This is a genomic window from Angustibacter speluncae (genome assembly GCF_054777815.1).
Genome location: NZ_BAAHAF010000083.1, coordinates 1 through 13,029 on the forward strand (window position 1 = coordinate 1; position 13,029 = coordinate 13,029).

At 75.9% G+C, this 13,029-nt stretch carries 10 protein-coding genes; 6 read left to right on the forward strand and 4 right to left on the reverse strand.

All coding sequences use genetic code 11. The features are described 5' to 3' along the window. Together ACYVKY_RS09930 and ACYVKY_RS09935 are read left to right on the forward strand one after the other, a co-directional pair. Positions 1-1,825: transglutaminase family protein (locus tag ACYVKY_RS09930; protein ID WP_460434813.1), on the forward strand; the 1,825-nt coding region annotated here is incomplete at its 5' end. A 28-nt stretch (positions 1,826-1,853) separates the two neighbouring features. Continuing rightward, positions 1,854-2,516, forward strand: a complete 663-nt coding sequence (locus tag ACYVKY_RS09935) for a uracil-DNA glycosylase (RefSeq protein ID WP_460434814.1) — start codon at positions 1,854-1,856, stop codon at positions 2,514-2,516. A 7-nt stretch (positions 2,517-2,523) separates the two neighbouring features. Here ACYVKY_RS09935 and ACYVKY_RS09940 read toward each other — a convergent pair whose 3' ends face one another. After that, on the reverse strand, positions 2,524-3,954 hold the full coding sequence (locus tag ACYVKY_RS09940; protein WP_460434815.1) for an HNH endonuclease signature motif containing protein: 1,431 nt from the start codon (positions 3,952-3,954) through the stop codon (positions 2,524-2,526). Positions 3,955-4,042: 88 nt separating this feature from the next. Between ACYVKY_RS09940 and ACYVKY_RS09945 the strand changes: the two genes are divergently transcribed. The 4 genes from ACYVKY_RS09945 (at position 4,043) to ACYVKY_RS09960 (ending at position 6,868) form a co-directional block, all read left to right on the forward strand. Continuing rightward, positions 4,043-4,513, forward strand: a complete 471-nt coding sequence (locus tag ACYVKY_RS09945) for a DinB family protein (protein WP_460434816.1) — start codon at positions 4,043-4,045, stop codon at positions 4,511-4,513. Between the two features lie 76 nt (positions 4,514-4,589). Beyond that, entirely contained in the window at positions 4,590-5,357 is a 768-nt protein-coding gene (locus ACYVKY_RS09950; RefSeq protein ID WP_460434817.1) for a glycerophosphodiester phosphodiesterase, read from the forward strand. A gap of 96 nt (positions 5,358-5,453) precedes the next feature. After that, positions 5,454-5,882, forward strand: coding sequence for an ATP-binding protein (locus tag ACYVKY_RS09955; RefSeq protein ID WP_460434818.1), 429 nt, complete (start codon positions 5,454-5,456; stop codon positions 5,880-5,882). A 23-nt stretch (positions 5,883-5,905) separates the two neighbouring features. Then, on the forward strand, positions 5,906-6,868 hold the full coding sequence (locus ACYVKY_RS09960; RefSeq protein WP_460434819.1) for a DUF5926 family protein: 963 nt from the start codon (positions 5,906-5,908) through the stop codon (positions 6,866-6,868). A gap of 30 nt (positions 6,869-6,898) precedes the next feature. Here ACYVKY_RS09960 and ACYVKY_RS09965 read toward each other — a convergent pair whose 3' ends face one another. The 3 genes from ACYVKY_RS09965 to arcA all read right to left on the reverse strand — a co-directional run bounded on the left by ACYVKY_RS09965 (position 6,899) and on the right by arcA (position 12,999). Continuing rightward, positions 6,899-10,564 (reverse strand): Ig-like domain-containing protein, encoded by a 3,666-nt coding sequence (locus ACYVKY_RS09965; RefSeq protein ID WP_460434820.1) that lies wholly within the window; start codon positions 10,562-10,564, stop codon positions 6,899-6,901. A gap of 132 nt (positions 10,565-10,696) precedes the next feature. Next, complete coding sequence (locus tag ACYVKY_RS09970; protein WP_460434844.1) at positions 10,697-11,788, reverse strand: winged helix DNA-binding domain-containing protein; 1,092 nt, start codon at positions 11,786-11,788, stop codon at positions 10,697-10,699. Further along, the gene (gene arcA / locus ACYVKY_RS09975) at positions 11,785-12,999 is read right to left on the reverse strand and encodes an arginine deiminase (protein WP_460434821.1); all 1,215 of its coding nucleotides are present in this window, start codon (positions 12,997-12,999) and stop codon (positions 11,785-11,787) included. The genes ACYVKY_RS09970 and arcA overlap by 4 nt, the downstream gene beginning before the upstream one ends. Positions 13,000-13,029 lie beyond the last annotated feature (30 nt).

The window sequence follows — 13,029 nt, forward strand, 5'->3', positions numbered from 1 at the left end:
CGGGGACGGGCGACGCGTCGCCGTCGTCGGCAGCGGGGTCGCCGGCCTGGTCGCGGCCTGGGCGGCCGTGACGGCGGTGGCGGCCGCGCTGGCCGCCGACCGGGCCGTGGTGGGGGCGCGCCAGGTGTGGGTGCTGGCGCCGGCCGCGCTCGTCGTGGTCGCCGCGCTGGCGGTGACGAGCCCTGTGCCGCAACCGGTCCCGCTGCTGGTGCCGGTGGTGGTGCTGGGCCTGCTGCTGCTCGTGCTCGACCCGCTGCTGCTCCGCACCGGGGAGGGCTGGCGGTCGCTTCTCGCCGGCGTCCCGCTCGCGGTGGTGGCCGTGGTGGCGGGCGCTGTCGCGTCGTCGGCGCTCGCCGACGGCGGACGCCCCCCGGTCGACCTGCGCGCCGACCTGGCGGTGCCGGTCACGCCGCGGCAGCCGGTGAACCCGTTGTCGCTGTATGCCGCCAGCCAGACCAACCCGCCGCGCACCGTCGCGGTGGTCACCGGCGGCCAGGTCCCCGACCGGTTCCCGATGGTCTCGCTCGACGAGTTCGACGGTTCGGGCTGGACGGCCGATGCCACCTACCAGCGGGCGGGTCGCGACCTGCCCCCGGGACCGGTCGCGGGTCGCACGGCGTCGACGACCACCACCTTCGAGGTGCTGGCGCCCGACCTGCTCGACTGGCTGCCCAGCCCGGGGCGTCCGACGCGGGTGTCGGTCTCCGGCCTCGGCGTCGACCCCGCCGACGGCGACGTCGCGGTCCCGCTCGGCGCGCAGCTGCCTCCCGTCGTCACGGTCACGGGCGTGCGGCCCGACCCGGACGACGACGTGCTGCTCGACGCCGGCCCCGGCACCGACCTGCCCGACCTCGCCCACGTCGTCGGAGCCGACGCCCCGCTGCTCGCCGAGCTGGTCGAGCAGGCCCGCAGCCGCCCCGACGGGTTCGCCCGCGCGGCCCAGGTGCAGGCGGCGCTGCGCGACCCGAACCGCTTCGCCCGCACCGAGCCCGACGACGAGGCGGGGCTGCCGACGGGCAACGGGCTGGTGCAGGTCGAGCGGCTGCTCGAGACCGGTGCCGGCTCCCCCGAGCAGTACGCCAGCGCGCTGGCGCTGGCGTCGAGGCTGCTCGGCGTCGACAGCCGGGTGGTGGTGGGGTACCTGGTGCCGGACCGGCCCGGTGCCCAGGACGACGTCGAGCTGTCCTCGCGCGACCTGCACGTGTGGACCGAGGTGCGGCTCGAGGACGTCGGGTGGGTGCCGCTCGAGGCGACCCCGGGAGCCGGACGCGCCGCGGTCCCCGTCCCCGAGCCGGTCCCCGCCCCGGGTGGCGGTGACGACACCGGGGCCGCGCCGGGCACGGACGACGAGGCTCCGGGCCGGGACGAGGACGACCCCGCCGCGCAGGCGGCCGGGTCCTCCTCGGGCGCGCTCGTCGGCACGCTGGTCGCGGGTGGGGCGTTCGTGCTGCTCGTCCTGCTGAGCCCGCCGGTGCTGAAGGGGTGGCGCCGCCGCCGCCGTCGCGCGGCCCCACCCGACCGCGCCGTCGCCGGCGTCTGGGACGAGGCGCTGGACCGCCTCACCGAGCAGCGCGCGCTGCCCCGTCGCCCGTCCGCCGGCGCGCGGGTGCCCGAGGACGTCGTCGTGCTCGTCGGCGCCCCCGCCCTCGGCGACCTCGCCACCCGGGCCCAGCGGGCCCGCTTCAGCGGCCGCGCGACCGACCCCGAGGAGGTCGACCGCGCCTGGGCCGAGCTGGTCGCCTTCGAGCGCGGGCTCGCGTCGGGACGCCCGTGGTGGCGCCGCCTGCGCGACCGCTTCGACCCCGGCCCGCTGCTGCGACGCTGAGGCCACCGACGAGACGAGGACGACGACAGTGCACCTGCCTACAGAGTTCAGCGACGTTCCCAAGCGGCACAGGGACGTCGCGTTCCTCGCCGCGAAGCGCGCACGTCTGCGCGAGGAGCACGTGCGTCCGGTCAACGACTTCGTTGATGTCATCCGTGACGAGATCGCGGTGGAGCGAGGTGTGGCTCCCGCCACCGTCAACGTGCCCTACATCGACCCGGACAGCGGCGGGGTCGCAGCACGTGTCCTCCTGGTCCTCGAGTCGCCAGCCGGACCCGCCGCACTGGGATCGGGCATGTTGTCGGCCGACAACGACGACGAGACCGCGAAGAATGTGTGGCACGCGTACCGCGCGTCCGGACTGTCGCGGACCGCGGGGCTGCACTGGAACGCCGTCCCCTGGTATGTCGGAACCGAGAAGCGGAACGCCCCGGTGACTACCGCCGACGTGACACGGGGCCGGGAGTTTCTCGTCCGCCTGCTGGATCTCGCAACCGAGGTCCGGGTCGTCATCGCCTTGGGCAAGAGGGCGCAAGCCGGTCTGGGACCACTGTCCTCGACGCTTGAGGACCGCCGTATACATCTCCTGCACTGCATCCACCCGGGTCCGCAGAACTACAACTCCCCCAGCCGAGACGCGCGCGCGAAGGTGCACGAGACCTTCCGCGCAGCTCGGGAGCTCTTGGGCTGAGCGGGCGTCAGCACCCGGGCAGGCGCGGGACCTCGACGACCTGCTCGGTGCCGAGGGGGCTGGTCCACCGGTGCGCGACGACCCGCCCCCGCCGGTCGAGGACCGTGCGGGAGCGCCACAGGCCGACGGTCTTGTACCGGTGGCACCTTCGGGAGCGGGGCGTGAGGTTCGTGGTCGACGTCGGGCCCCGCGGCCAGGGCTCGTCGTGGTCGAGGTCGCACCGGACGGACGCGACGCCGCACCCGGGGAACGTGCACCGGGGGTCGCGGGCCCGGACCTCGTCGACGACGGCGGCCGCCGGCACGTAGCCGGGCGCCTGGGTGACGTGCGCGGTGCGGGCCGCCTCCCGCCGCGCCGCGCCCACCAGCAGCTCGCGCGTCCAGCCGCCGTCGGGGGTGCGCACCCGCAGCGTGCGGACCAGCCGGCCGTCGCCGTCGGCCAGCAGCAGCACGGTGGCGGTGCCCGCCTCGACGAGCGAGTCGGCGAGGAAGCGGGCGGTGCCGGCGTCGGTCCAGGTCAGCGCTTCTCCACCGGAGCCGCACCGCGCCTGCGCGGCGCTCGAGCGGGCGGGGCCGTCGTCGAGCAGGGCGTCGGCGTGCAGCACGACCCCGAGCTCGCGACGTACCGGTCGGTGGGGAACCCGCACCGGGCCGGACCCACCGAGCACGCACCCGGCCAGCACGTCGACGGACGCCTGGTCGCGGGTACGGCCGGCGAGCTCCTCGTCGTCCATCCGCGCCGAGGCGACCACCAGCGCGTCGGCGACCGCGAGCACGACCTCGGTGGGTCCGGTGACGGTGAGGGTCGCGAGCGCGGGCTCGTCCGGGTGCACGCGGGCCCATACGTGGGTCGCCGCGCGCACCTGCTCCTCGAGCTCCTCGCGTCGGCGGGTGACGACCTCGGCCACCACCGTGCGGACGCGGTCGGCGAAGGTGCGCCCGACGCAGTCCTCCCAAGGCGTCGCGCCGCGGATCTGCTCGACCACCCGGGCGTCGACGGCGCGCTGCGCGACCTCGTCGAGCCCGTCGACCGCGCGGACGACGACCTGCACGCGGCGGTCGTCGACCCTGCCCAGCCGCAGCGCCTCGGCCGTGCCGGTGAGCGTCGTCGCGAGCAGGTCGGCCGTCCGCACCCGGCCCGCCGCCTCGTGCAGGGTCAGCCCGAGCGCGGCGGCCAGCTCGCGGCCGGCCAGGTCGTCGAGGTCGGGCTCGGCGCAGACCACGTTGCCGGTGACCGAGCGCCGCGACACCAGGGCTGTGCCGAGCCGCCACCGGTTCACCGACCGCGAGTGCTGTGCGAGGCGGCGGACGTCGACGTACCCGGCGTGGTCGGCCCGGGCGCGCTCGAGGGCACGCCGGCGCAGCGAGGCGACCAGCCGCCCCTCCCGCGCCTTCGCGTACCCCACCGCCAGCCACCCCGTCCTTCGCTGATCGAACACCTGTACGATAACATCAGTGGATGACAACCACAGCAACCACCATCGAACGATGTCGACAGGCTGGAGGAAGCGGTGCCAGGGTGGCCCCGTGACCGAGCCCCGCTCCGAGCGCGACACGCACCTCGCCTACCTGCGGCACCTGCGCCGCGAGGTCGTCCGCACCCTGCGCGACCTCGACGAGGAGCAGGTCCGCCGTCCCGGGGTGCCGTCGGGAACGAGCCTGCTCGGCATCCTCCACCACCTCACCGGCGTCGAGCAGCACTGGTTCGAGCGGGTGTTCCTCACCGGCGACGCCGTCGAGCGCGACACCTCGTTCGCGCCTCCCGCGGGCGCGACCGTCGCCGACGTGGTGGCGGCCTACGAGGCCGCCGGGGCCCGCAGCGACGAGATCGTGCTCGCCGCGGACGGCATGGAGCAGCTCGCCGCGATCGCCAACCCGGGCGAGGAGGGCCTCGACACCCTGCGCACGATCACCGTCCACCTGGTCGAGGAGACGGCGCGCCACGCGGGCCAGGCCGACGTCCTGCGCGAGATGCTGGACGGCGTCACGAACGACTGACCGCCGACGATCCAGGAGTATCCCGCTGTCTAGCGCCGACGACAGAGAGCCGCAGACGACCGCATCGACGCCATCGGTGGTAGCGCACCGCGGTGCGTCGCACGAGCTGCCGGAGCACACCGAGGAGGCGTACGCGCTTGCGATCGCCCAGGGCGCCGACGGCCTCGAGTGCGACGTGCGGCTGACCGCCGACGGCCACCTGGTGTGCCACCACGACCCCACCCTCGACCGGACGAGCGACGGGCGCGGCCGGTTCGCCGACCGCACCCTCGCCGACCTGCGCCGCCTCGACTGGAGCAGCCCCGCGGGCGGGCCGCTCACGCTGCGCCGCCTGTTCGAGCTCGCCGCCGACGCCGGGCGCCGGGTCGAGGTCGCGGTCGAGACCAAGCACCCCACCCGGTACGCCGGCGAGGTCGAGCGCCAGGTCGTCGACCTCGCCGACTGGTTCGGCTGGGCGTCCGACGCCGCCGACGGCACCCCGAGCCCCGTCCGGGTGATGAGCTTCTCGGCCCGCGCGGTCGGGCGGGTCCGCGCGATGGCGCCCGACCTCACCACGGTCCTGCTCGTCGACGACCGTCCCCGCTGGGCCGCGCGCCGTCCCACCCGCCTGCCGGCGGGCGCGCACGTGCTGGGACCCGGCGTGCACGTCCTGCGCGAGCACCCGGACTGGGTGCGGCAGGTGCGCGAGGCCGGTCACGACGTCCACGTCTGGACGGTCGACCGTCCGGAGGACGTCGACCTGTGCCTCGAGCACGGTGTGCAGGCGATCATCACCAACCGGCCCTCCGAGGTGCGCGGACGTTTGACACGAGCGCGGGAGGGGTATCCCCTGGGACGCGAGTGACACGTGGGCAGCTGCGCACAGGGAGGTGTGATGGGTCAGCCTGCGATGTCCTGGGGTGGGGACGTACGCGAGACAGAGCTCGACACGAAGGAGCTGGTGGAGTCGCGCCAGCGAGGTGACGCCAGGGCGCTGGCCGTGCCGCACCGCGCGGCGGCCGTGTCGTCGGCGCGCCGCGCCGTGCTGCGCGACGTCGTGAGCCGGGCCGACCCGACCGTCGTCCACGAGACGGCGATCGTGGTGTCCGAGCTGCTCGGCAACGCCGTGCGCCACGCCCAGCCCCTCGACGACGGCCGGCTGCTGCTGCGCTGGCAGGTCCGCGGCGGCGTCGTCGACGTCGAGGTGACCGACGGCGGGTCGAGCAGCCAGCCCCGGCCGTTGCGCCCCACCGCCATGTCGACCCACGGCCGCGGGCTGCGGATCGTGCGGCACATGGCGCACGAGTGGGGCGTGGTCGAGGACACCGGCGGCCAGCGCACCGTGTGGGCGTGCCTGGGCGGGCCCTCCCGCCGCCGCCGTCGCGGCTGAGGGCGGCCACTAGGCTCGCCCGCATGGGCAAGAAGTCGCGCCGCGCCGCAGCGGCCACCGCACCGCTCCCCGAGGGTGCCGAGATCCCGGTCGTCGGTCCCCGTGAGCCGTGCCCCTGCGGCTCGGGCAAGCGCTACAAGCTCTGCCACGGGCGGGCCGCGTCGCAGAGCGCCGTCGAGCACGTCGCCCGCCCCTTCGAGGGCCTCGAGGGCGAGTGCGACTGGGTGGCGCTGCGCGAGATCGTCCCGGCAGCCACCGTGCGGGTGCGCACCACCGCCGAGCACGGCGCCGTCGACGCCACGGTCGCCACGGTCCTGCCGATGGCCTGGGCCGCGCTGCGCCGCGGCGACGGCGAGGTGATGGTCGGCCTCCAGACGCCCTCCGGCTCCGGCGACCCGAGCCGCGACCTCGCGGCGGCCCTGCTCGCCGCCGCCGAGGCCGACCCCGGCTCGCCGATCCCCGGCACCGGGTTCCCGACCGCCGGCCCGCGCCTGCAGGACGTGCTCGACCCGTCGGTGCCGTTCGCGGTCCGGATGCACGAGACGTTCGAGTTCTGGCTGGGCGACGACGCCGAGCAGACCGACGACGTGCGCGACTCGATGGAGCGCGCGAACGCCGCGATCATCCCCACCGAGCGGCTCGTGAGCGTCGAGGCCGCGTACTGGTGCCGCATCGGCGCCAAGACGCACCTGCGCTGGGTGCTGCCGCATCCCGAGGAGACGTTCCTCGACGGGCTCGCCCGCCTGCACGCCGCGGGCGGCTCCGACCTGGGCGAGGGCACCCGCTACATCGGCTCGTTCCGCGCCCACGGCCTGATCGTCCCGGTGTGGGACCTCGTGCCGGGCGCGGTCGCCGACGACGTCGAGGACACCGCCAAGGCCTTCGGCGAGCGGCTCGACGAGGCGATGGCCGACAGCTCCGACCTCACCGTCGAGCAGCGCCGCGCCCGCGCCGGTGTCGTGTCGCGCCAGCTCACCATCCGCTGACGCGACACGACACCTCCCCCCCGTCCGGCCTCAGCCGGCGGTGCGGCGGGTGAGCAGCAGCAGCGCCCCGCCCGCCAGGACCAGCGCGCCCGCCAGGCCCGCCGCGAGGGCGAGCTCGGTGCCGGTGCGCGGCAGGGTCGCGGCGACGACCGCCCGCGCGGCCTCGACGACCGCGGCGGCCGTCGCGGCCGGCGGCACCGGCGCCGCGGTGACGCTGATCCCGAGCACCTGCGGCGCGCTGACCAGGCCGTTCGCGTCGGTGACCGTGTAGGTCACCTCGAACGAGCCGGTGTACCCGGGCGCCGGGACGAACCGCAGCTCGCCCGTCGCCTGGTCGAGCACGAGCGTCCCCTGCTGCGGGGTCGGGCCGGTCACGATCGTCCAGGTGAACGGACCGGTGCCCACCGGCGCCGGCAGGGTCACCGTCACCGGGGTGCCCGCGACGGTGGTCGTCGGGGCCGGGGCGCCGGGCGCCACCGGGGCGACGACGAACACCACCTCGGACGGCGCGCTCGGGTCGCCGTTGCCGTCGACCACGCGGTACAGCACGGGCGCCTCGCCGCTCCAGCCCGGGGCCGGGACGAAGGTGATGACGCCGGTCGCCGGGTCGATCGTGGCGGTGCCGACCGACGGCGGGACGGTCCCGACCAGCTCGAAGGTGAACGGGCCGGTGCCGGTGGGCTGCGGCGTCGGACCGGTCACGGGCGAGCCCGCGGTGCCGCCGGGACGCGCGCTGGTGGGCGTGGTGCCGCCCGGCGTCGCGGGGACGACGTCGACGACCACGTCGGCGGGGGCGCTGACGAGCCCGGCTGCGTCGGTGACGCGGTACTGCACCACCACCTGGCCGGAGAAGGTCGACGCGGCGGTGAACCGCAGCTCGCCGCCCACGACGGCCACCGAGCCGAACGGGCCGGACGCCGCCGAGACCAGCTCGGCGACGAACGCGCCGCGGCCGACCGGGGTCGGCAGCACGAACGCCGCCGCGGTGCCGGACTCCAGCGAGCCGGACGACGCGAGCGCGACCGGGCTGACCCGCAGCGTCGCCGTCGCCGGCGCGCTGGTGAGACCGTCGGCGCCGGCGACGGTGTAGCCGACCTCGAGCAGGCCGCTGAAGCCCGCCGCGGGGGTCACGAGGAGCGACTGCCCGTCGACCACGACCGAGCCGTCGGCCGGGGCCAGGCCCTGGACCACGGTGAAGGCGCCGGTGCCGGTGCCGACCGGGGCGGCCGGCGTCAGCCGGGTCGCCGCCGGGGTGGCCGAGGCCGTGACGTCGGCGGCGACGTCGTGCGCCACCGGGTGCACGTCGAACGACACCACGTCCGACGACGTCACGCCGTCGGCGTCCTCGACGGTCACCAGGACGTCGAACGTCCCGCTCGCGCCGCGGGTGTCGAGGGTGACCCGGCCGTCGGCGGCGACCGTGGCGTCGACGCCGGCCGGGCCCTGGACGTCCCAGCCGAACGGGGACGTGCCCAGGACGGTCGGCGCGGGCGCCGTGGTGGTCGCGTCGGCGGTGCCGGTCGCGCCGGGCGCCGCCAGGTACGGGGCGACGTCGACGGTGACGGTGCGCTCGGTGCTGCGTACGTCGTTGCCGTCCACCACGGTGTAGGGGACGACGGCGCTGCCGCTGGTGCCGGTGGCCGCGATGACGGTGAGCACGTCGCCGGTCACGCTCGCGGTGACGCCGGCGGGGACGGTGCCCAGCTCGTAGCGGAACGGCCCGGTGCCGGACGGCGCGGGCAGGGTCACCTGGGTGGTGGCCTCGCCGTCGGCGTCCAGCACGACCCGCTGCGTGGTCGAGCCGGCGACGGGGCGCACGGTCAGCGTGAGGACGCCGGCCTGGCTCGTGACGCCGTAGGGCTCGTCCTGGACGCGGTAGTGCAGCTCGAGCGCGCCGCTCACCGAGCCGGCGACCTGGCCGGTCACCAGGCCGTCCTGGTCGATCGCGAAGGTCCCGTAGGACGTGTCGTACGGCAGGAGCTCCCAGGTGAACGGGCCCCGGCCCATCGGGGTCGGCACCTGGTGCGAGACGGCGTCGCCGGCGTCGACGGTCCGCGCTGCCTCCGCGACGGTCGGGCGCACGAGCACCAGCACCTCGGCGGGGTTGCTCTGCACGCCGTCGGCGTCGGTCGCCGTGTACTGGGCGCTCAGCACGCCGCTCTGGCCCGCCGCGGGCGTCAGGACGAGGCGGCCGTCGACGACCGACACGCTGCCGGTGGCGGGGTCGAGGGGCGCGGAGACGGAGATCGTGAACGGCCCGGTGCCGGAGACGACCGGGTCGACCGTCACGGGCGAGGGGGTCGCCGAGGCGTCGATCTCGTCGGCCTCGACGGGCTGCACGACCGGGCGCCAGCGCACCTCGGTCGCGGAGGTGTCGTCGGTGGCGAGCGTCGGGTCGTTGCTCGGGCTGGAGACCGTGGCGGTGACGGTCTGGCGGCCGCTGGCGGAGCCGGCCGAGGCCAGCACCGAGACCGGCGGGAACGTGGTGCCCGGGGCGACGGCGGTGCCGCTGGTGCGGGTGCAGTCGACCAGGGTGGCCGTGCTCGTGCCGCAGCTCCAGCCGGTCCCGGACGGCGTGCCGAACGTGGTGCCGGACGGTGCGGCGGCCTGCAGGCGCACCGTCTCGCCCGCCGGGACGGGGCCCGACGCGGCGTCGGCGTCGACCGTCCACGACAGCGTGGTCGAGGTGCCCGCGTCGACGACCTGGCCGAGGCCGGCCACGCCGAGGTCGGGCAGGATCGGGTTCACCGACTCGACCTTGAGGAAGTTGATCTCGTGGTTGTTGTTCTGGCCACCGGTCGAGGCGCCCCAGCCGAACTTGAAGGTCGGCGTGGTCTGCAGGGCGGCGGGCTGGTCGACCTGGACGGCCTGGCGGCCGTCGAGGTACACGGTCACCTTCGGGCTCGGGTTCGACGGCGGGTCGACCACGACGCGGGTCACGACGGCGGCGGGACGGCTGCCCACGCTCCCCTTGTTCAGCTCGCCGGCGGGCTGCGCGCTGCTGAGCAGGCAGTAGCCCGAGGTGCCGTTGCCCGGCCCACGCACCGCCACGGTGTACTTGTGGTTGGCGGGGGCGCTGCCGCGCAGGCCGGTGTCGGCGCAGCCGGCGTTGTGGGTCTCGACCGTGTAGTTGCCGTAGACGTCGAAGCCGACGCCGAGCAGCGCGTTCGGGACACCCGGGTTGGCCGTCGTCGCGCCCTGGTTGTTGTAGCCCAGCGAGCCGCCGAAAGCGCCTGCGCGCGTGAGGTTCTGGTTGCCGTTGGCGAGGAAGAACGAGATGCCGTCGGCGAGCGTCCCGCCCCACTGGTACTGGTTGAACGTGATGTCGAGGCCGGCCTTGGTGGGCAGCGCCTTGTCGTAGACCAGGAAGCCCGCGCGGTCGTTCTGCGCGGGCGTCAGGCGCAGCGCGCCCGAGCCGTTCGCGTCCACGACGCCGCCGCAGCCGGGGATCGGCGTCTGCGTCGTGTTCGACCCGGCCGTCAGGCACGCGGTGGTGTTGATGCCGCCGGCGACGTAGCTGGTTCCGGTCACCGAGGCGGACATGAAGTTGTCCTCGAGCAGCACGGTGCCGCCGGCCGCCTGGGCGGGTGCACCGGCCGCGGCGGCGAGACCGCCGGCGAGGCCGAGGGTGGCGAGACCGGCGACCAGCGCTCGCGAGAGGGGGCGCCGCGGGCGCGCGGCAGCGTGGCGGGACATAGGGGGAGGCTCCTGGGAGTAGGGGTCGCCCGGAGCATCGGCGTCCCGGACAACCCGTCTTGAGCCGGACGACCCGGGCCGACCGGACCTTCCACGCACCGCGACCCGCTCTCACCCGGGCGGGTGCACGCGTCAGGACCAGTCGAGGACGCCTGTCCCGCCAGGCGGAACGAGCAGCGCGAGGAGCCGCTCGGCCTCGTCCTCGACCTCGGCCGAGCGGACGGGGGCACCGAGCGAGCGCACCCCCAGCACGAGCCGGTCGCCGTCCACCGCCGTCGTCCAGGTCGCGGCCACCCGGCCGTCGACGAGCAGGTAGCGGGCACCCGCGACCGACAGGTGCTTGTGGGCGTCGTCGATCACCCGGGTGCGGTCGTCGTAGCCGAGCACGGCGTTGTCGAACGCGGGCAGGAAGCGGGGCGGGGCGGGCACGTCGCCGTCCGGCAGCGGGGCGCCGGGCAGGTCGAGCAGCGTCCGCCCGCGCTCGTCGCGGTGGGTGACCAGGTCGGGAGCGAGCCGCTTCACGGCCGCGGGGAGCCCGGCGACGCCGCACCACGCGCGGACGTCGGCCGACGCGGCCGGCCCGAACGCCGCGAGGTAGCGCAGCACCAGCTGGGCGGCCCGCTCCACCACCGCCTCGCCCTCCAGCGGCTCCGGGTCGGCCCCGAGCCAGGCCTGGTAGGTCGTGCACGCGGCCGGGCCGTCCTCGCGCCAGCGTCCGCGCGGCGGCACCTGCACCAGCGCGAGCGAGGTGGCGAGCCAGTCGCCGAGGTAGGAGGTGTCGAGGCCGGGGAACGCGACCGCGACCTCGCGCGCGGTCTCGCGCATCCGCCGCGGCCCGGCGTGCAGCAGGGTCCGGGCCACCGCCTTGAGGGCCTCGAGGTCGGTGCCCTCGGGGACGACGCCGAGCGCCGGGCGACCGCGCTGGTCGAGCATCGGCTGGTGCAGCGCCCGCAGGCCGAGCGCGTCGGCCGCGGTCACCAGGTGCACGGTGCGGCGCAGCAGGTGGGTGCGCACGAGCACCCGCTCGTCGAGCAGCCGGCTCGCCTCGTGCGGGTCGAACGCCTCGAGCCGCGACCACAGCCCGACGTACGGCTCCTGCGGCTCCTGCGCCTGGACGGCGACCAGGTGCGCGACCGCCTCGGCCGGGCCGAGGGTCGCGCGCTCGAGCAGCAGGTTGCGGGCCAGCAGCGCGCGGTTCAGCTGCTCCCGCGTCAGCGTCGTCAGGGCAGCGGGTCCCGCGAGACGGGGCACGACATGCAGCGCGGGCCGCCACGGCCGGACCCGAGCTCGGAGCCGCTGATCGCGATCACCTCGATGCCCTGCTCCTCGAGCCGGGCGTTGGTCTCGGTGTTGCGCTCGTAGGCGACGACCACCCCCGGGGCGACGGCGAGGGTGTTGTTGCCGTCGTCCCACTGCTCGCGCTCGGCGGTCACGGGGTCGAGGCCGGTGTCGATGACGCGCAGCCGGTCGATGCCCATCGCGTCGGCGGCCGCCTCGAGGAAGGGCCGCGGGCCGGTCACCTCGAGGTCGCCGTCGCCTCCCGTCACGGTGAGCGCGGTGAGCGAGTCGGCGACCACGGGGTACATGACCACGGCGTCGCGGTCGACCATCGTGCAGATGGTGTCGAGGTGCATCGTCGCGCGCTCCTGCGCGATCGGGACGGCCAGCACCGTGTGCGCCCAGCCGGCCGAGAACACCTGCCGCGCCAGCCGTTCCACGCCCGCCGGCGTGGTGCGCTCGCCGGTGCCGACCGCGAGGACGCCGTTGCCGAGCACCAGCACGTCGCCGCCCTCGACGTGCTCCATCGACGGGTCGTAGACCCGCTGGACGCCGGCGAACCGCGGGTGGTGGGTGTAGATCGAGCGGGTCAGCGACGTCTCGCGCTCGCGGGCCGGCATCGCCAGCGACGTGACCGCCACCCGGTCGCCGATCCACGCCGAGGAGTCGCGGGTGAACAGCAGGTTCGGCAGCGGGTCGACCACGAAGTCGGACGGCGCCGCGAGCGCGGCGACCAGCCCGGCGTGGCCGGCGTCGGCGGCGGTGAGCAGCTCGTCTGTGCGCAGCCCGCCCATCAGGGTGGTGGCGAGGTCCTGGTCGCCGAGCCCCTCGAGGTGCTCGCGCACCCGCGCGGCGAGCGTCTCCCCGAGCAGCGGGGAGTCGACGGCGGCGGCGACGGCCTCGGCCCGGGCCTGCGGCACCGCCAGCGCCTCGGTGAGCAGGTCGGCCAGGTAGAGCACCTCGACGCCGCGGCCGCGCAGGGCCTCGGCGAACGCGTCGTGCTCGTCCTGGGCGCGGCTGACCCACGGGATGCCGTCGAACAGCAGCCGGTCGTTGTTGCGCGGCGTCAGCCGGCTCAGCTCGCGGCCGGGACGGTGGAGCACCACCGTGCGCAGCCGTCCGACCTCGCTCGTCACGCCCAGGGGGTGCGCAGTCATGGCCGGACACTAGTGCGTCCACCATGCGGG

What these genes read in the sequence shown, in the direction of transcription:
- ACYVKY_RS09960 (WP_460434819.1), top strand. Translation starts at nt 5,906, where the DNA reads ATGGGCAAGAAGTCGCGCCGCGCCGCAGCGGCCACCGCACCGCTCCCC.
- ACYVKY_RS09965 (WP_460434820.1), bottom strand. Translation starts at nt 10,564, where the DNA reads ATGTCCCGCCACGCTGCCGCGCGCCCGCGGCGCCCCCTCTCGCGAGCG.
- arcA (WP_460434821.1), bottom strand. Translation starts at nt 12,999, where the DNA reads ATGACTGCGCACCCCCTGGGCGTGACGAGCGAGGTCGGACGGCTGCGC.